The sequence below is a fragment of the Faecalispora anaeroviscerum genome (genome assembly GCF_947568225.1).
Lineage (GTDB): Bacteria > Bacillota > Clostridia > Oscillospirales > Acutalibacteraceae > Faecalispora > Faecalispora anaeroviscerum.
In genome coordinates, this window is record NZ_CANOOQ010000001.1 from 2,013,309 (window position 1) to 2,032,189 (window position 18,881).

Genomic DNA, 18,881 nt, shown 5'->3' on the forward strand with positions numbered 1-18,881 from the left:
AAAAACCTCTTTCTAGGGAATCAATTTCGTTTTTCTGTTTTGTGCAGTTGATTTTTCTATTTGAAAGCTCATCCTCTAATTTTTTTGTCTTTATCACATCGCTTCCAAAAAATCAATCTGTTATTTTACAATCAATACATTTACTTGTTCTGATTATTATTGTATATTATAAACAAAAGAATTGCCATAAAACGGAAATTATAATTTTTTATTTTGATTTTTTTGCTGCGGAGCAAATAAATGGCGTGTGAAATGCTTTGAATGTAAAGCCACCCGGGGCGTATACCGGCAATATAACGTATTTAGGGGGATGAGTAGATGTATCGCGTTTTTCTGGTAGAGGACGAACAGTTGATTCGTGAAGGAATCAAACGCTTAGTGGAATGGGAGGAATACGGCTTTAAATTTGTGGGAGAGGCGGCCGACGGCGAGCTGGCCTGGCCGCTGATTCAAAAGGAAAAGCCCGACATCGTAATTACGGACATCCGCATGCCCTTTCTGGACGGTCTTTCCTTAAGCCGCTTGATCAAAAAAGAACTGCCTGACACACTGATCATCATCCTAAGCGGATACGATGATTTTAATTACGCCAAAAAGGCAATTGAAATCGGCGTCAGCCAGTACCTGCTCAAGCCACTTTCCAAGGATCAGCTGGTGGAGGTGCTGCAAGAGCTGAAAAAGAAAAAGGATAAAATCATGCAGTCCGAACAGTACCACGCGCAGTTCAGCAAGGAGGTACAGGAGTACCTTTCCTCGTCGCGCCGCTCCCTGTTTGACCTGCTCGTTTCGGGGAAAACGTCAATTCCGCAGATTCTGGAACGGGCGGAAAAAATCGGGATCAACCTTTCGGCCATGACGTACAATCTGGTGCTGCTGACGCTGGAGGAGGATCTGCTGCACAGCAACTATACGGCCTGCTCCGCCAATATTCAGGAGCAGATTGAACAAATCTTTTCGGAAGAGTCCGATATTATCCCGTTCGGCGCGGGCATTGAAATGACCGCCTTTCTGATCAAGGCGGACGGCGACGGGATTGCAGAAGCCACCCTCCGCTGTGCATCTGCACTCGAGCAGATTTGCCGTTCGGCAGAGCAAGCACCCCGGTGGACAGTTGTAACGGGAGAACCGGTACCCCGGCTGAGCAGCATCCCCGAATGCTACCACCTGGCCCGAAAGAAGCTGTATCGAACACTTTTGCCCTCTCCGGCCGGCACGGAAGCGCACTCCCAGCCAGAATCCGTGCTGGATTTTAACCCCAACGAGCTGGACGCCAGCAAAATGGATCAACAGATTATCCGCAAATTTCTGACGAACGGTGTTCTGGAGGACGCCGATGCCTTTACGGAGGATTATTTCAACAGCTTCGGCTCCACCGGGCTCAATTCTACGCTGTTCCGCCATTACGTGCTGCTGAACATTCAGTTCACCGCCAGCGCCTTCTGGGACAGCCTGGGGCAGGAGGGGCTCTCCCCCACCCGCTTTCCGCAGCTCCAGCAAAAGCTGGAGACAGCGATCTCCTCACTCGCCAATATGCAGAGCTACGTAGCGGAGCTGTTCCGCGAAACCATCCGCTACCGCGACAGCGTAGTCACCGACCGGTACCGCGAAACAATGTTGAAAGTGCTGGATTACATAGACGAACATTATTCCGACCCCGAAATCGGTCTGAACATGGTGGCCCGGGTGGCCAACGTGAGCGCCACGCATTTCAGCACGATTTTCAGCCAGCAGACCGGAAAAACCTTTGTGGAGTACCTGACGGAAAGCCGTATGAAAAAGGCGAGAGAGCTGCTGCGCTGCACCGGGAAAAGCAGCAGCGAGATTGCGCGGACAATCGGGTACAACGACCCTCATTATTTCAGCTTTCTGTTTAAAAAGGTCAACGGGCAGTCCCCGCGCGACTACCGAAACGGAAAGGGGGAGAAATCATGCTTCTCGCCGGATTCAGACGTTCCGACCACCGGCAGCCGGTAAGCCTGAAAAGCCAGCTCAAACGGCTTTTGGCAGGCGTAGTGCTGGGGTTTCTCTGCGTAATTGCCATCCTATTCGGCATGCTTCTGTTTTTTAATCAGGAGTACAAGGAATCTTTGCAAAACGCCAACACCGCCGCCGAATTCAACAATGAATTTAAGAAAAAGCTGGATCTCGAAATGTATTACTATGTCGTTGGCCCCAGCCAGAAGCAGGAGCTGCCACTGAAGGATGTAGAGGAAGCCAAAAAAATTCTGCAGCGCCTGATGGAAACCACCACGCAATCTGACGACCGGTGGCGACTGAACTCCATGCTGAACCTGTGCAAGCGGCTCGAGGAGTGCATGGTGGCCATTTCCAACACAAAAGGCTACAACGACCGCATGGATCAGCTCGAAAATAATATTTACATCATTACCGCTCTGATCGAGCGGTACATGCACGATTATATTTACAATGAAATACAGCTTTTGTCGCGGCTGCAGCAGGAGATCAACACGCGCGTTTTTACCGCCATTCTGATTACCATCGCATTTTCTATCGCAATCGTTTTTATGATCGTTCTGTCTTCTCTGCGCTTTGCCCGGCGTATCACAGACCCCATCGACCAGCTTTGCGAAAAGGCCCGGTGCCTTGGCGACGGGGAATTCCATGTAGAACCGATACAGACAAGGAGCATTGAAATCAAGATGCTCGACGAGGGCTTTAACGAAATGGCAGAACGCATTCAGTCGCTGCTGATCCGCATTAAAAACGAGCAGATGACGCTGCGCCGCACGGAACTGGAGCTGCTTCAGGCGCAAATCAACCCCCACTTTTTATACAACACGTTTGATTCGATTGTCTGGTTGGCAGAAACACAACGCAACCGGGAGGTCATCCAGATGGTAACCAGCTTGTCGAGCCTGTTCCGCAATTCCCTGAGCAAGGGAAAGGATGTCATCAATATTGAAACCGAGCAGAAGCAGATTCGCAGCTACCTCGAAATCCAGCAGATTCGGTACAGCGACATTATGGATTATGAGATTGACCTGCCCGAGTCCCTGTTCCCGTATGCCATCCCGAAGCTCACGCTCCAGCCCCTAGTGGAAAACGCCATCTACCACGGCATCAAGCACAAGCGCTCCCGGGGCAAAATCGTCATCCGCGGGCGCGAGGACGGCAACGACATCGTGATTCGTGTGGAGGATAACGGAATCGGCATGTCGGAAGAACAGCTCGACGCGCTGCAAAGCCGCATTCAGGAAAACCGCTCGAAGGGGTTCGGGCTATCAAACGTGCAGCAGCGCCTGCAGCTTTACTGCGGCGAAGCGTACGGCCTAAGCTTCCAAAGTGAAAAAGGTGTGGGGACAACGGTTTTCGTGCGAATCCCGAAACAGAATCAACTTGTATAAGAAAAAAATCAACTTTTCTAAAAATCAGATGGCAAAACCAAAAAAGTAGAACAAAACGAATAAAAATATCCATGGTTTTCCATTTTGCTGCCGAGTATAATTCAAATAACGGCAACAGGGAAACAGCCATTCCGGTTTTTGTTCTTTTTCAAAACAATTTGGGAGGAGAAAATGTATGAAAAAGTTTTTATCTGTTCTTCTGGCCATGGCGATGGCCATGAGCTTTGCTGCCTGCAGCGGCTCAACAGCCAACAGCTCTACGGCCGCCACGGCTGCTCCAACGGAAAGCAAAGCCACCGGAGGGGATTCCAGTAAGCTGACCGTGGTCGGCTTCTCGCAGGTGGGCGCCGAATCCGACTGGCGCACGGCCAACACCGCCTCAATGAAAGAAACCTTTACCGAGGCCAACGGCTACAAGCTGATTTTTGATGATGCACAGCAAAAGCAGGAAAATCAGATCACCGCAATCCGCAACTTCATTCAGCAGGAAGTCGATTACATTGTTCTGGCTCCCGTTACCGAAACCGGCTGGGACACCGTTCTGAAGGAAGCAAAGGATGCCGGCATCCCGGTCATCATTGTGGACCGTATGATCGACGTTTCTGACGACAGCCTGTTCACCTGCTGGGTCGGCTCCGACTTCCGCAAGGAAGGCGATACCGCCGTAAAGTGGATGCAGGAGAACCTCAAAGACAAAAAAGAGCTCAATATTGTTCACCTGCAGGGCACCATCGGTTCCTCCGCACAGATTGGCCGTACCGAAGGCCTGAAGGCCGGCGTAAAAGCAAACTCGGGCTGGAAGCTGGCTGCACAGCAGACCGGTGAATTCACCCAGGCCAAGGGGCAGGAAGTCATGGAGAGCATCTTGAAGCAGAATGACAAGATCGATGTGGTTTATTGTGAGAACGACAACATGGCATTCGGCGCAATCGACGCAATCGAAGCAGCCGGTAAAAAAGCCGGTAAGGGCGGCGACATCACTGTGATCTCCTTTGACTCCACCAAAGCCGGACTCGAAGCAACGCTCAAGGGCAAAATTAACTATAACGTAGAATGCAACCCGTTGCATGGCCCCCGTGTGGAATCAATCATCAAAGATTTGAAAGCAGGCAAGACTCCGCAGAAACTTGCTTACGTAGATGAAACTGCGTTTGACGCCAACACCATCACGCAGGCTACAATCGACGCACGCGCGTATTAATCACGCTCCCCGTTCCTAACAAAGATATGTTCCTGTGTGGTGCGGAGCATCCGGATAATGTTCCGGGGCTCCGCGCTACACTTTTTATCCCCTCATATTCCGAAAGCAGGTGGCGACCCATGGAAGAAAACATCGTTTTGAAAATGCGCGGAATTACAAAGCTGTTCCCGGGAGTAAGGGCTCTCCAAAATGTGGACTTTACTTTGCGAAAGAGTGAAATTCACGCCCTGATGGGCGAAAACGGCGCGGGAAAATCCACCCTCATCAAAGTGCTGACCGGCGTGTACCCCATGGACTGCGGAGAGGTTCGCCTCGAAGGGCAGGAGCCGGCTGCGATTCGTTCCCCGCAGGAGGCACAGCGCCGGGGAATCAGCACTGTTTATCAGGAAATCAACCTGTGCCCGAACCTGACTGTGGCGGAAAACCTGTTCATCGACCGGGAACCGCGCAGAATGGGACTGATCGACTGGAAAGAAATGAACCGGCGCTCCGGTGAGCTGCTGGAACATTTGGATATTGAAGTGGAACCAACCCGCCAGCTGAGTGACTGCTCCATTGCGGTGCAGCAGATGATCGCAATTGCGCGCGCGGTGGATATGCAGTGTAAGGTTCTCATTTTGGATGAGCCGACCTCGTCGCTGGACGACGACGAGGTTGAAAAGCTGTTTGAGCTGATGCGGCGGCTGAAAGAGCAGGGTGTGGGAATCATTTTTGTCACCCATTTTCTGGAGCAGGTGTATGCCGTATGTGACCGGATTACGGTGCTGCGCAACGGCGAGCTGGTAGGTGAATTTCTCACGGCCGAGCTGCCGCGGCTGCAGCTTGTGGCTAAAATGATGGGGAAGGATTTTGACGATCTGGCCCAGATTAAATCCATGAAGGAAATGGAGAAAGATCCCCGTGAACAGGCTCCTCTGCTGGAGGCGGAGGGTTTGTTCAGCCACGGGCACGTAAAGCCTTTCAATCTGTTCTGCTACCCGGGTGAGGTAGTCGGGTTTACCGGGCTTTTGGGCTCGGGCCGCAGCGAGCTGGTACGCACTCTGTATGGGGCCGACAAGCCCGACGGCGGCACCCTGAAGCTTAGGGGCAAGCCCGTCAAAATCGATACGCCGCTTCAGGCCATGATGCATGGCATGGGGTATCTGCCTGAAGACAGAAAACACGACGGCCTTTTCGCCGATCTTTCGGTGCGTGAGAACATCATCATCGCCCTTCAAACCAAAAAGGGCATGTTCCACCCCATGAGCCGCAAAGAAATGGAGGATTTTGCCGACAAGTACATCCAGCTCCTCCAGATTAAAACCGCCAGCCGCGAAACGCCGATGAAAAGCCTTTCGGGCGGCAACCAGCAAAAGGTGATCATCGGACGGTGGCTGCTGACGAACCCTGAATTTCTGATACTGGATGAGCCGACGCGCGGTATCGACATCGGCACCAAGACAGAAATTCAGAAGCTGATGCTGCAGCTGGCTGACCAGGGAATGAGCATCACGTTTATTTCATCAGAAATTGAAGAAATGCTGCGCACCTGTTCGCGTATGATTGTCATGCGCGACCGCGAAAAGGTTGGCGAGCTGACCGGCAGTGACCTGACACAGGATAAAATCATGCACACCATCGCAGGGGGGGAATCGGCCAATGAACAGTAAGCGAAAATCGGGCTCTGAACTGCTGCGCAGCGTCACCGGCCACCACCTGTTTTTACCCATTGTGTTTCTGATTATTGTGCTTCTCACCAATGTGATTAAAACGCCAAATTTCTTCGAGGTGTCCGTCAACGGCGGCGTTTTGTACGGCTATGTAATCGATGTCATCAACAGGGCTTCCGAGCTTGTCATTCTGGCCATCGGCATGACCCTCGTTACGGCGGCCTCGGGCGGGCAGGACATCAGCGTCGGTGCCGTGATGGCGGTGGCGGCGGGCGTCTGCTGCCAGATTCTTTCGGGCGGCGAGGTTTCCACCAGCACGTTCCACAACCCGCTGATTCTGGCGATTGCCGCAGCCCTTCTTGCCTCCATGCTGTGCGGCGCATTTAACGGTATTTTGGTGGCACGGCTGAACATTCAGCCCATGGTAGCCACTCTGATTCTGTTTACCGCCGGGCGCGGCATTGCCCAGCTCGTCACGCGCGGGCAGATCACCTATATCCGCGTGGATGCGTATAAAATCCCCGGCGGATACATCCCCGGCTGCCCGATTCCCACGCCGATTTTCTTTGCCGCAGGCACCGTGATTTTGGTGGCGCTGGTGCTGAAGTTTACCACGCTCGGCCTGTATATCGAGAGCGTGGGCATCAACAGCAGCGCGGCGCGCATTGTCGGCCTGAATTCTACCCGCATTAAATTCATCGCTTATGTAATCTGCGGCTTGTTGTCCGGTGTGGCCGGATTTGTGGCGTCGAGCCGCATCTACTCCGCCGACGCGAACAACATTGGCCTCAACCTGGAAATGGATGCCATTCTGGCGGTCGCTCTGGGCGGTAACCTTCTCTCAGGCGGCAAATTCAGCCTGATGGGCTCCGTGATCGGCGCCTACACGATTCAGGCGCTGACTACCACGCTGTACGCCATGAAGATTTCTTCCGACCAGCTGCCGGTATATAAGGCCATCGTCGTCATTCTCATCGTGGTACTCCAAAGCCCCGTATTCCAGCGGAAGTTTTACGCCTTTCAGGCGAAGCTGCGTTCCTACGCGGCCGCGAACCGAAAGGAGGGGACTGCCTCATGAGAAAGAAACTCCATTTAAACGACACCGGCTTTCTGCTGTTTGTCACCATCGGGCTGTTTGCACTGATGTACGCGGCGGGAATGGTCGCTTTTGCCGACGCCGGCTTTGCAAAGCCGCAGATGTTCCTGAACCTGTTTATCTCGAACGCGGGCCTGATCGTGATTTCGTTAGGGCTTACGCTCGTGATGATCACAGGCGGAATCGATATTTCGGTTGGCTCGGTCACGGCGCTCGTGGCCATGGCCTCCGCATACCTGATGGAAATCGCCGGGGCCAGCGCCCACACCGCGCTTATCGCCTCTCTGCTGATCGGTCTCGGGTTTGGCCTGGTGCAGGGATATTTGATTTCCTATCTCGACATCCAGCCGTTCATCGTCACACTGGCGGGCCTGTTCTTTGGCCGCGGCATGACGGCGGTGATCAGCAAGCAGATGATCTCAATTAAAAACGAAACGTTCCTCGCATGGGCCAACTATAAAATCTACCTGCCCATCGGCACACACAACAAGCGCGGCATTTTTCAGCCCGCGTACATCTACCCCACCGTAATTATCGCGCTCGCAGCGCTGATTGTGATTGCCGTGGCGCTGAAATACACCAAATTTGGTCGCAGGCTCTATGCCATCGGCGGCAGCCAGCAAAGCTCCCTCATGATGGGTCTGAACGTGCGGCGCACGAAATTCCAGGCCTATTTGCTCAACGGTTTTCTCGTGGGACTCGGCGGCTTTCTCTTCACTCTCAACAGCTGCGCCGGATTCGTCGAGCAGGCCAAGGGCCTTGAGATGGACGCCATCTCCGCCTCCGTCATTGGCGGCACGCTGCTTTCGGGTGGCGTGGGCAACCCCGTGGGCACCCTGTTTGGCGTGCTGATTAAGGGCACTATCTCGAGCCTGATTACAACACAGGGCACGCTATCCAGCTGGTGGGTTCGCATCGCCCTGTCGTCACTGCTTTGCTTCTTCATAGTTTTGCAAAGCATCATCTTCTCGCGCAAGAAAAAAAATGTATAGCACTGAATTTCATGCAGACCTGTGCCCTGCCCGTTAATCCCTCATACAGCGGGCACACGACCTTGCACCTGAGGAGGCAACCCTATGAAACAGATTTTCTCCGCAGAATGTTCCTCACAGCGTTGGATCGCCGAGGGGAACACGACGCTTGGTATTGAGCTTGGCTCCACACGCATCAAGGCGGTTCTGATCGGGCCGGATTACGCCCCGCTGGCATCCGGCGGGTTCGACTGGCAGAACCGGTTCGAAAACGGCGTCTGGTCATATCATCTGGACGACGTGTGGCAGGGGCTGCAAACCAGCTTTTCTGGCCTTTCGGCGCAAGTGCTGGAGCGGTACGGTGTTCCGCTGACCACCACCGGCGCGCTCGGCATTTCGGCCATGATGCACGGCTACCTGGCCTTTGACGAATACGGTGAACAGCTGGTACCGTTCCGCACATGGCGCAACGTAATCACTGAGCAGGCCGCCGCACTTTTAACGGAAGAATTTCAGTTTAATATCCCGCAGCGGTGGAGTATTGCCCATCTCTATCAGGCGATGCTGAACCGGGAGCCCCATGTCAACAGCATCAATTTTCTCACCACGCTGGCGGGCTACGTTCACTGGAGATTGACCGGAGAGCAGGTTCTGGGCGTTGGCGATGCCTCCGGTGTATTCCCCATCAACAGTGAAACCGGAGATTACGATGACGGGCGAATCCGTCAGTTTGAAGCGCTCGCGGCAAAAAACGGCTTTTCACAGCCGCTGCGCAGTCTGCTCCCCCGTGTGCTGAGGGCCGGGGAGCCCGCGGGAACACTCACTCCCGAGGGTGCCCGGATGCTTGACCCGAGTGGCCGGCTTTTGCCCGGCATCCCCCTTTGCCCACCGGAGGGCGACGCGGGAACCGGGATGACGGCCACCAACAGCGTGGCGGAAAAAACCGGCAATATCTCCGCCGGAACCTCCATCTTCGCCATGATCGTCCTGGAGCGCCCGCTGTCGCGCGTGTACCCCGAAATAGACATGGTCACCACCCCTTCCGGTAAACCGACGGCAATGGTGCATTGCAACAGCTGTACGTCCGACCTGGACGCGTGGGTTCGCGTTCTTTCGCAAGCGCTGATGGCGCTGGGCATTCAGAAAAGTAAGCCCGAGCTGTACGACGCGTTTTACTACGAGGCACTCAAAGGTGCGCCGGACTGTGCCGGGCTGCTGTCGTACAATTACTATTCCGGCGAACCGATCACCGGCCTGGAGGAGGGCCGCCCGCTGTTTGTGCGCACGCCGGGCAGCGAGCTGACGTATGCTAACTTTGCCCGCACCCTGCTGTACTCGACCGTTGCCACGCTGAAAATCGGCATGGACTTACTGACCGCCGAGCGGGTAAGCGTCACCACTCTGCTGGGGCACGGCGGCCTGTTTAAAACAAAAGGCGTCGGGCAGGCGCTGATGGCCTCTGCCCTGCACACACCCGTAGCGGTGATGGAAACCGCCGGGGAAGGCGGCGCCTGGGGTATCGCGCTTCTCGCCGCGTACCTGAGGGAAAAGCGGGACGGCCAACCGCTGAAGGACTACCTTGCAAGGCAGGTGTTTGCCTCCATTGAAAGCGAGAGCATCCGCCCAAACCCGGAGGACGAAGCGGGCTTTACGGCATTTATGAAACGTTACCGCGAGGGTCTTGCGATTGAGCGTGCTGCGGTACAGCACCTGAAATAACAATTTGCAATATCACACTTTCCCCGCCGCGGCTGGAGAAAGAGAGCAAGCAGGAATTACTATTTTTAGAAAAGATCAGTAATCGCAATCTGGAGAAACGAGGGATTATTTATGAAGCTCAAGGACTATCGGTTCTGGTTTGTGGTGGGCAGTCAGTTTTTATACGGCCCCGAAACGCTGGCTCAGGTGGAGCGCGACTGCCGCGCCATGGTGGAACACCTGAACCAAAGCGGAAACCTGCCCTGTGAAATCGTATATAAGGACATCATCAAGACAAACGACGGTGCCGTCAAGGTCATTAAGGAGGCCAACTACGACGATTCCTGCGCGGGAATCATCACCTTCTGCCACACGTTCAGCCCCTCCAAGCTGTGGATTAACGGCCTTGGACTATTGCAGAAGCCGTGGCTGCATTTTCATACTCAGTTTCACCGAACCATCCCGAATGAAGAGATTGATATGAATTACATGAACCTGCACCAGAGCGCCCACGGTGACCGTGAGCACGGGTTTATCGGGGCGCGAATGCGCATTCCCCGCAAGGTGGTAGCCGGCTACTGGCAGGACGAGGACATTCAGCAGAGCATTGGCAGCTGGATGCGTGCCGCGACTGGTGTGCAGGAGAGCCGCAGCCTGCGTGTGATGCGCTTTGGCGACAACATGCGCAGCGTTGCCGTCACTGAGGGCGACAAGGTGGAAGCCCAAATCAAGCTCGGCTGGCAGGTGAACACCTGGCCGGTGGGTGAACTGGCGGAACTGATTGACGCCGTCACCGAAGCAGAGGTTGAGGCGCTCCTGCACGAATATGAGGAAAAGTACACCATCGCCACCGACGATCTCGACGCCGTTCGCTACCAGGCGCGGGAGGAAATCGCCATCAAGCGCATGCTGGACCGTGAGGGCTGCACCGCGTTCTCAAATACCTTTGAGGATTTATATGGCATGCTCCAGCTGCCCGGCCTTGCGTCGCAGCGGCTGATGGAGCAGGGCTACGGCTACGGCGGCGAGGGCGACTGGAAGGTAGCCGCGATGACTCGCATTCTAAAGGTGATCGGTGAAGGGATTGGCGGCGGCACAGCCTTTATGGAGGACTACACCTACGACCTAACACGCGGCCGTGAGCTTTCGCTCGGCTCACATATGCTCGAGGTATGCCCCAGTATCGCACTGGAAAAACCGCGCATTGAGGTGCACCCGCTCGGCATCGGCGGCAAGGAGCCTCCGGCACGGCTTGTGTTTGAGGGTCGCCCCGGAAAAGCAGTTGTTGCCTGCCTGATTGATATGGGAGGCCGTTTCCGCCTGCTGGTGCAGGACATCGAGTGCATCAAACCAACACAGACGATGCCGAATCTACCCGTAGCGCGTGTGATGTGGAAGCCGATGCCCGATTTAAGAACCGGCGCACAGTGCTGGATCATCGCGGGCGGCGCGCACCATACCACGCTGAGCTACGACGTAACGGCAGACCAGCTTCGCGACTTTGCGCGGATCATGGACATTGAGTTTGTACACATCACAAAGAATACGGTACCGGAGGAGCTTGAGGAAAAGCTGCCCCTCGCCGACTATGTATGGCGCGCGAAAGAAAAATAAGGGCGGTGCGCTCTTTCTTGGGGGTTACGACATGCTGGAGCAATTAAAAGAACAGGTTTGCGCGGCCAACCAGATGCTGCCGGCTCACCATCTGGTTACCTTTACCTGGGGCAACGTCAGCGGCATTGACCGCAAAGAGGGCCTTATGGTCATTAAGCCCAGCGGTGTGGAATACAACGCAATGCAGCAGGAAGACATGGTGGTCCTGCGGCTGATTGACGGCGAAATTGTAGAGGGTACTCTTCACCCCTCCTCCGACGCGCCGACGCATCTGGAGCTGTACCGAAGCTTTCCCTCCATCGGCGGAATCGTACACACGCACAGCCGGTGGGCTACCATTTTCGCGCAGGCCAGGCAGGGCATTCCCGCACTCGGCACTACGCAGGGCGATTATTTCCACGGGGAAATCCCCTGCACCCGCAACATGACGCCGACTGAAATTCAGGGCCATTACGAGCTGGAAACCGGTAGGGTAATTGTAGAAACCTTTTTGGGGCGCAATCCTGGTGAAATGCCTGGCGTTCTGGTGGCCAGCCACGGGCCGTTCGCGTGGGGAACCTCCCCCCTGGACGCCGTACACAACGCCGTAGTGATGGAAGAGGTTGCCTTTATGGCCTGGCACAATCTTGCCTTGATGCCGGGCATTCCAGCCATGCAGCAGGAGCTGCTGGATAAGCACTACCTGCGCAAGCATGGGCCCGCCGCCTATTACGGCCAGCACAATTAACAAAGACGATACGATTCCTTTTCTTTTTCCTTTCCTCTTAATCATACAGAAAAGACCCTGAATGCCTGCCGGGCTTCAGGGTCTTTTCCATTTACAAGCTATTTGTTACCGTCCCTTTGGCAAAAGGAGGTTATCGCGCCCGCAGCGCAAGGAGGTACATCAGAATGCCGACTGCGGCAAGCGCGGCCCCTGCCACCCAATAAACGCCGACGAGCGGCGCAACGGTTCCGTATATATCAAACACACCGGTCAGGCAGCTGCCAACGGTAAGAGCCGCCAGCCCGGAATGATAAGCGTAGCGTGAGGCGGTACTCGGCGGCCTTGTGTCCGGCAGCCGGTACAGCACCAAAAACGGTACCGCTCCGCCAAGCAACGGAAACAGGAACAAGCACCCCATAAAGGGCGAGAACACGCCGTGGCTGAACTGCTCGTAAGCAAATCCGAACACCCCGCAGAAGGCGGCAAGCACTACATACATCCGCACGGTTCTGCCCAGCTTCTGCTTATCCAATGTAGACAATGTCGCTCACCTTCCTTTCGCTGATTTTGTTCCCGCCGGTAGTGGGCTGGTTAATCACCTTGCCGTTAAACACCATGGTGGAGGAACCGCCGCCGTCAAGATTATATGCTGTCTTTACTCCTAGGCTCTTCATAAATTCCGCCATCTGGTACAAAGACAGCCCTGCGCTCTCATCGGTGCGGCCATCAGCCACAACCATCACATAATGCAGGTCGTCAATTTGCCCAATTGCCGTGCGCGGATTACTGGCCATCGCCTTCCCTACCTCTTCGCTCTGTGTCACGGAAACCGCTCCGTCCTTCACAAGAGCCGGGCCGAATGACAGCACCTGCTGCGCACCCTTTTCTAAAAGCTGCGCCGCGGTGACGGAGCCCTCCGTAATAATCCCGAAGGTGCCGTCCTGGTAGATCACCAAATCCTCCTGAGAGGCATCGGAGGAGGTATCGCGGTACAGTACGCCGTTGCGAATCACATACCCGCTGCGCGCGCTGTAGTAATCCCCGTTGATTGCCAGAATGGCGTTATTTTGGTCGGACATGTCCGACGTGGTCTGCGTGATGTTCTTGCCATAGGTGTTGTTCGCCAATGCGGTTTTCAGCGCGCTCGCATCTGAAAGCGTAATGTCCGCAACATAAATGGTGGTATCATCCTGCCGGTATTGCTTCAGCTCGATGCTGGTTTTTCCGTTGCTGTATGAGGTGTCGGTCACTGTGGCCGATGCCGTGTTCGCCGTATCTTCGCTTTCTGAAGTCTGTGTAGCAGACGAAGAAGCGCTCACCCCCTGCGTTGTGCCGGGCGTTGTTACCGTATAGCTGCGGGGGATGACAAAGGCGTCCAGCAGCACATAGGCGGTAAACAATGTAAGGCAGAGGCCGTAGCACAGCGGCCAGAGAATTTTCCAATTTTTCTTCATGAACGTCCCCTCAATCCTGCGTATTTTTTGCCATATCGCAGGCACGCTCGCCCGACCGCCGAAAAATCCAGAACTTTTGCCCAGCCCAGCTCAGGGTAAAAAAGGTAAGCTCTGTTGCCAGCTTTGCGGTAAACTGGTTGATCCCCAGCGAATTGACAAGGAAGCTGAGCAGCACCGTGTTGCCGAGCAGGATTCCCGCAGCCAGCAGGAAATACTGTGTTCCTGTTTTCATGGCGCTGTCTGTATTGCGGAATACAAAGCGCTTATTGATGGCAAAGTTGGCGCTGGCGCTGACCGTTCGCGCCGTAATATTTGCTACCGGAATGCTGACATCGGTTCCCAGCCCCGCCAAACCCACGGCAAGAACACTGTACAGGCCGTAATCGATGCAGAAAGCCGTGAAGGAGGACGCCGCGAATTGCAGTATGTTTTTATAGATACGGAACGAGTCGCGCAGCGTGTGAAAATGGGAGCCCTTGTTGCCGTCCATGTAAATGGTTTGAATCGGCTCCTCCAGAAGGCTGATGTCGCGCCGGGCGCACTGTAACAGAACATTCATTTCATATTCGTAGCGGTTGCCCGGCACACCGGATAAAAACGGAATCATACGCACGGTAAAGCCACGAAGGCCGGTTTGCGTGTCGCTCACCCGCAGACCGGTGGAAAGGGTGAACACCACCCTTGTTACGGTATTGCCGAACTGGCTGCGCGGCGGCGTACCCGGCCCAAAGTCTCGCACGCCCAGAATCAGCGCACCGGGTGAGGCTGCCGCCCGTTCGGCAATCTTTTTGGCGTCAGCAACCGTGTGCTGGCCGTCCGAATCCATCGTGACCACGACGCTGTCCGCTCCAAAATTATCGCGGATGTACCGGTAGCCCGTCTTCAGGGCGTGCCCCTTGCCCTGGTTCGGTTCGTAGGAAAGCACCGCCGCATAGGGGCGGCACCGCTGAAAAATCTTCTGGTAATCGGGTCCGCTCCCGTCGTCTACGATCAACACCGCAAAGTGGGAATCAAACAGCCGCTTTGTCAGGTCAATTAAAATCTCTGTCGGTTCATAGGCCGGAATTAAGGCAATTGTTGGCATATCAGACACCTCCAAAAAGGCTTCGGTTTTCTGTCGGATTTTCGCTGGTTTCATTGTGAATTCACTGAAACCCCCTGCGATTCTTCCCCCGTTTCCGGAGGAGCCAGAAGAATGCGCTTTTATTGGTGCTATTCTTCTGCTGTGCCCACAGTATAATCCCCAAAGCTGAAAGTATCCTGAAAAGAATAGAGAAATTTCATTCCCAATTTTTGTATGCATGTTTTGATAAAGATCGCCCAAAAATCGCATTACACCGGGGAAAATCAAGGTTTTTAAAAACAGCGTTCTTGCCCCGTTTTCAAAATGTTTGCACTCTGTTTACGATTGCCTGAATGCGAAAACGCCATAAAAAACAAATGTGTTTCCCCTGCCGAACGCAGGGAAAAAGACATCTTAATTTGTCAAATTATAAAATTTGATACAATGTAAATCGTTATTCCCAGGTAAAGCCGGGGCTTTTATATGACAAAAAAGGACTTTCCCTTTTCACGGTAAAAGCCCTCAAAAAGCACGGTTTACTATCTTTAAAACCAATAAATCTATATTACCTTTTGTTTTTGGAGCCGATGGTCAGAATCGAGCTGACAGCGGATTGTTGTTGGCAAGAATAACTATAATATGTTAATTTTCCTGATTTTTGTATGTATAGTCAAGTGTCCTTAGTGCTGCAGAGTATAACTCTATAGTTTTATCTTCTGAATAGAAATAATATCCTAAGTATTCACATGCAATATATCTATAATAGTCCAGCTCAAATTCTTGCTCTTGAAATTCTTTAGATAGCTTTGCAATGTATTTTGCACAAACTTGGATATTAAAATCTGTTTCACATAATTTATGTATGAATTTTTCTGGACTTTCCTCTAAAACGTCCTTTGCAGTTGAAATTTTAATTTGCCCAAGACCGACGCTCAAATTTCGTTTAATTGCTCGTATTGGAAAGCATTTACATAACGCTTTTTCTAATGTTCTAGTAATAAACGATCCTCTATGGATAAATTCTAAAATTAAAATTCCCCTCAATACTTGGGCACTAATATCATTTTGTGCGCTGTAGCGTTCAATTTCATTACAATATAAATCCACATAGAAACTCTCTATTTCTATCTGGCCTTGTAATATTTGTTTCTCTTCCTTAAATCCTTCAATATTTACATATCTTCTTTCTCGATTCTCTTTTGAAAATAGTAATTCGAATGTTCCAACAAATGAATATGAAACGAGGGTCATGACAACTTGTACGCCCGTATTATTGAGTATATATAATTCCTTCTCTCCCCTCAATAAAGGAAAGAGCAGACTAAATGCTATCCAAACGGAAAATATACACATTATTACATATACGAAACAACCTAATAGATAAAAAAGTTTATGTTTTCTAAAAGGAAATCGCATCAAATGATAATTAACGATGGCCGGCCAAATTTGCAGAAAGCTTCCTAAGCCTATCCCGCAAAGCAATATTTGTTTATTATTATAAGAAGGTGATACGGAATCGATAAACATACAGATAATTATAATAGACAATAGCCGATACGCGTATGTTTTCACAAAGTTATTGGTATTTCGATATACAACAACATCGTAAATAGTTGAGTAATCAGCTCCAAATAGTATTTTTTGTGTTGAACTAAGCACGCGAAAAAGGATTACCGTTAGTAATATAAATAAGGCATCCATTAAGGAAATAGCTAAAATAGTCTTGTTCAATTGTAATACACCTCATTTGATTACGGATATTCATTTCTAAACCCTACCGCCAAAATCTGACATTCACATAAATTATTCTAATATATTTCTTTATGATTTTCTATACCCTTATATAGACAGGATGATCATTTGCGTAGAAAAGGTAGTGCGCTAAAAAGAGTAAAAAGACCTGTAGACACACATTATCTACAGGTCTTTTTATGGAGCTGGTGGTCAGAATCGAACTGACAACCTGCTCATTACGAATGAGCTGCTCTGCCATTGAGCCACACCAGCATATTGTTGCGCGTACCGTACTCATCTAAGTCAGCCAATACAGTATACAAAAAAGAAGTGGTTTCGTCAAGTACACCGGCCCAGATTTTCGTAAAAAAAGCGGTGATAATTTCTTTTTATCAAAAATGGTTTTCCCTGTCTTGAAAAAGTGAAAGAAAATCACATAACTATCTGTTTAATTTCGGGATAACATATAATTAAAATAATAAAGCTCCTGAGAAAGAGTGATCCTATGTCACTAAGTTCCATTGGTAAAAACTTGCGGATTTTCAGGGAAAAATGCGGGTATACACAGCAGCATCTGGCAAATGTGCTAAATATTGACCGCTCTACGTATTCCTATTATGAATCCGGGAAGACCACGCCGGACATTTCATCTCTCATTATGTTGTCCCAGGTTTTTTCAGTCAGTTTGCAGGAATTGCTGGGGCAAGAGGATATTTCGCCTATGTTGAACGATTCTTCCTCTGGGAAGACGGGGTCGAAGCGTGTAACAGACAATAATAGCCACATTTATGATCTAAAAAAGGATGAACTGCAGTTGGTCGCATTTTTCCGGGCCTGCACAATAGGGCAGAAAGAAGAGCTTCTCCAGAAGGCAGCAGAAATTCAAAGCCAAAATAAAAAGAAAGAATTGGATTGAGCCTTTGCGGAAATCCTGGTTTCATGATATACTGAAGTTGTATTATTGTTTGCCGGAGGTGCCGCATGGAATTTGACGCATTTGCCGCCGGAATTGAGCCGGGTGGCCTGAGAAACACCAAAGAAATCCGTATATTGATTTGTTACCTTTTGGTCAGCGTGGACACGCCGTTTCGCAAAGAGGATATCATTGATATTCTGCAGGAAAACGGTCTGGCTAATTACTTTGAAATTACGACTGCGCTTTCCGATCTAATCGACAAGGGCAGCATTCTGATAAAAAATGGCCTTTGCACGCCCGGGGAATCGGCCCGGATGATCTCCAAACAGCTCGACGGCACCATTCCCACCGCTGTTCGCCAACGCACTTTGACCGCAGCGCTACAGCTTTTAACCCGCATAAAGCGGGAAGAGGAAAACGCCGTGGAGATTATGCACACCAACAACGGCTTTCAGGTGAACTGCCATATTTCGGGCGGTGACATGGAGCTGATGTCACTTTCTCTTTATGTACCTGATTTGCAGCAAGCCAACCTCGTAAAGCAGAATTTTCAGCAGGACCCCGACATTATCTACCGCGCAATGCTGGCCGCCGTAACCAAGGATCAGAAAATGATGGCGGAAACGCTAACAGAAATTGACATGAAAAAACAGCCCAAAAAATAAACTCTATTCGCCGTCCATCGCTGCGCGCATGGCGGCGATTTTTTGTGTGTCCGTTTGCCAGAGCGTATCCTCTAGTTCATTCGCCGGCTCCAGAAACCGGCGTTTTTTTTGGTACTGCATGGGACTGTCCATTTTTTTCAGCCAGCTGCCCTGATACACCGAAGCTGCCGTCACCCGGCGGAATGCCGCAAACTCGTGCGGCTCCATCTCACCGGCTACCGCGATTTCCATCCCGTCGGCATTAAGGAGCAGCCGGGCAATCAAACCGCGGCCATCGTAGCTGCGGCGACACTGGCCGGAGGTTACAAGCCCACCGAAGCCCATCATCTTCGCGCGCTGAAAGGCCTCGTCCGGCTCACGGCACTCATCAAACGCGCGGCCCAGCACCATCTTCATATCCTGCGCCTGAACGATCAGCTCATCCATACGCAGAACGTCCAGAGCGCCGTCGGGTGTTAAAATCCCCGTCTGCACCGCATCCACTCCCGCGTCGCGGAACAGGGCGATGTCATCCTTCATCATTTCAAACTCCGCCGGGGAGCAGCAGTAATCCCCAAAATGGGGTCTCACTAAAACAGAAATCGGCAGATCCAGATGATTGCGCACCTCGTAAAAGAAATTGATATTTGGCGTGGCTCCGCCAAGCACCAGCCCGGAGCAAAGCACCAGACGATCCGCACCCGCGCGCTGCGCCTCAAATGCGGAATCCACCGTATCGACACACACTTCCAAAACCGCTTTCATAGATA

16 protein-coding genes and 1 tRNA gene are annotated in these 18,881 nt (G+C 52.1%); 11 read left to right on the forward strand and 6 right to left on the reverse strand.

Annotated features, from left to right (window positions below; all coding sequences use genetic code 11):
• The first annotated feature begins 318 nt into the window (after window positions 1-318).
• The 9 genes from QOS46_RS09975 (at window position 319) to QOS46_RS10015 (ending at window position 12,321) form a co-directional block, all read left to right on the forward strand.
• On the forward strand, window positions 319-1,974 hold the full coding sequence (locus tag QOS46_RS09975; protein ID WP_283609362.1) for a response regulator transcription factor: 1,656 nt from the start codon (window positions 319-321) through the stop codon (window positions 1,972-1,974).
• Window positions 1,929-3,365, forward strand: coding sequence for a sensor histidine kinase (locus QOS46_RS09980; RefSeq protein WP_283609364.1), 1,437 nt, complete (start codon window positions 1,929-1,931; stop codon window positions 3,363-3,365). The genes QOS46_RS09975 and QOS46_RS09980 overlap by 46 nt, the downstream gene beginning before the upstream one ends.
• A gap of 175 nt (window positions 3,366-3,540) precedes the next feature.
• A complete protein-coding gene (locus QOS46_RS09985) occupies window positions 3,541-4,566 on the forward strand; it encodes an ABC transporter substrate-binding protein (protein WP_283609366.1) in 1,026 nt (341 codons plus the stop codon).
• A gap of 119 nt (window positions 4,567-4,685) precedes the next feature.
• Entirely contained in the window at window positions 4,686-6,215 is a 1,530-nt protein-coding gene (locus QOS46_RS09990; protein WP_283609368.1) for a sugar ABC transporter ATP-binding protein, read from the forward strand.
• Window positions 6,205-7,293, forward strand: coding sequence for an ABC transporter permease (locus tag QOS46_RS09995; RefSeq protein WP_283609369.1), 1,089 nt, complete (start codon window positions 6,205-6,207; stop codon window positions 7,291-7,293). The genes QOS46_RS09990 and QOS46_RS09995 overlap by 11 nt, the downstream gene beginning before the upstream one ends.
• Entirely contained in the window at window positions 7,290-8,303 is a 1,014-nt protein-coding gene (locus QOS46_RS10000) for an ABC transporter permease subunit (protein WP_283609370.1), read from the forward strand. The genes QOS46_RS09995 and QOS46_RS10000 overlap by 4 nt, the downstream gene beginning before the upstream one ends.
• 84 nt (window positions 8,304-8,387) lie before the next feature.
• Complete coding sequence (locus QOS46_RS10005; RefSeq protein ID WP_283609371.1) at window positions 8,388-10,001, forward strand: xylulokinase; 1,614 nt, start codon at window positions 8,388-8,390, stop codon at window positions 9,999-10,001.
• Window positions 10,002-10,112: 111 nt separating this feature from the next.
• On the forward strand, window positions 10,113-11,594 hold the full coding sequence (araA, locus tag QOS46_RS10010; RefSeq protein WP_283609373.1) for an L-arabinose isomerase: 1,482 nt from the start codon (window positions 10,113-10,115) through the stop codon (window positions 11,592-11,594).
• A 31-nt stretch (window positions 11,595-11,625) separates the two neighbouring features.
• Entirely contained in the window at window positions 11,626-12,321 is a 696-nt protein-coding gene (locus QOS46_RS10015) for an L-ribulose-5-phosphate 4-epimerase (RefSeq protein WP_283609374.1), read from the forward strand.
• 130 nt (window positions 12,322-12,451) lie between these two features.
• On the opposite strand, the gene QOS46_RS10020 is transcribed toward QOS46_RS10015, so the two are convergent.
• The 5 genes from QOS46_RS10020 to QOS46_RS10040 all read right to left on the reverse strand — a co-directional run bounded on the left by QOS46_RS10020 (window position 12,452) and on the right by QOS46_RS10040 (window position 16,824).
• The gene (locus QOS46_RS10020) at window positions 12,452-12,841 is read right to left on the reverse strand and encodes a hypothetical protein (protein ID WP_283609375.1); all 390 of its coding nucleotides are present in this window, start codon (window positions 12,839-12,841) and stop codon (window positions 12,452-12,454) included.
• Window positions 12,825-13,754: a phosphodiester glycosidase family protein gene (locus tag QOS46_RS10025; RefSeq protein ID WP_283609377.1), complete on the reverse strand. Its 930-nt coding sequence runs from the start codon at window positions 13,752-13,754 to the stop codon at window positions 12,825-12,827. The genes QOS46_RS10020 and QOS46_RS10025 overlap by 17 nt, the downstream gene beginning before the upstream one ends.
• A 10-nt stretch (window positions 13,755-13,764) precedes the next feature.
• On the reverse strand, window positions 13,765-14,838 hold the full coding sequence (locus tag QOS46_RS10030; RefSeq protein WP_283609379.1) for a bifunctional glycosyltransferase family 2/GtrA family protein: 1,074 nt from the start codon (window positions 14,836-14,838) through the stop codon (window positions 13,765-13,767).
• Between the two features lie 621 nt (window positions 14,839-15,459).
• Window positions 15,460-16,548: a hypothetical protein gene (locus QOS46_RS10035; RefSeq protein WP_283609381.1), complete on the reverse strand. Its 1,089-nt coding sequence runs from the start codon at window positions 16,546-16,548 to the stop codon at window positions 15,460-15,462.
• Window positions 16,549-16,749: 201 nt separating this feature from the next.
• A tRNA-Thr gene (locus QOS46_RS10040) sits at window positions 16,750-16,824 on the reverse strand.
• A gap of 232 nt (window positions 16,825-17,056) precedes the next feature.
• Between QOS46_RS10040 and QOS46_RS10045 the strand changes: the two genes are divergently transcribed.
• The gene (locus tag QOS46_RS10045) at window positions 17,057-17,467 is read left to right on the forward strand and encodes a helix-turn-helix domain-containing protein (protein ID WP_283609382.1); all 411 of its coding nucleotides are present in this window, start codon (window positions 17,057-17,059) and stop codon (window positions 17,465-17,467) included.
• Between the two features lie 65 nt (window positions 17,468-17,532).
• A complete protein-coding gene (locus QOS46_RS10050; protein WP_283609384.1) occupies window positions 17,533-18,132 on the forward strand; it encodes a DUF4364 family protein in 600 nt (199 codons plus the stop codon).
• Between the two features lie 3 nt (window positions 18,133-18,135).
• Here QOS46_RS10050 and QOS46_RS10055 read toward each other — a convergent pair whose 3' ends face one another.
• The gene (locus QOS46_RS10055) at window positions 18,136-18,876 is read right to left on the reverse strand and encodes a copper homeostasis protein CutC (protein WP_283609386.1); all 741 of its coding nucleotides are present in this window, start codon (window positions 18,874-18,876) and stop codon (window positions 18,136-18,138) included.
• Window positions 18,877-18,881 lie beyond the last annotated feature (5 nt).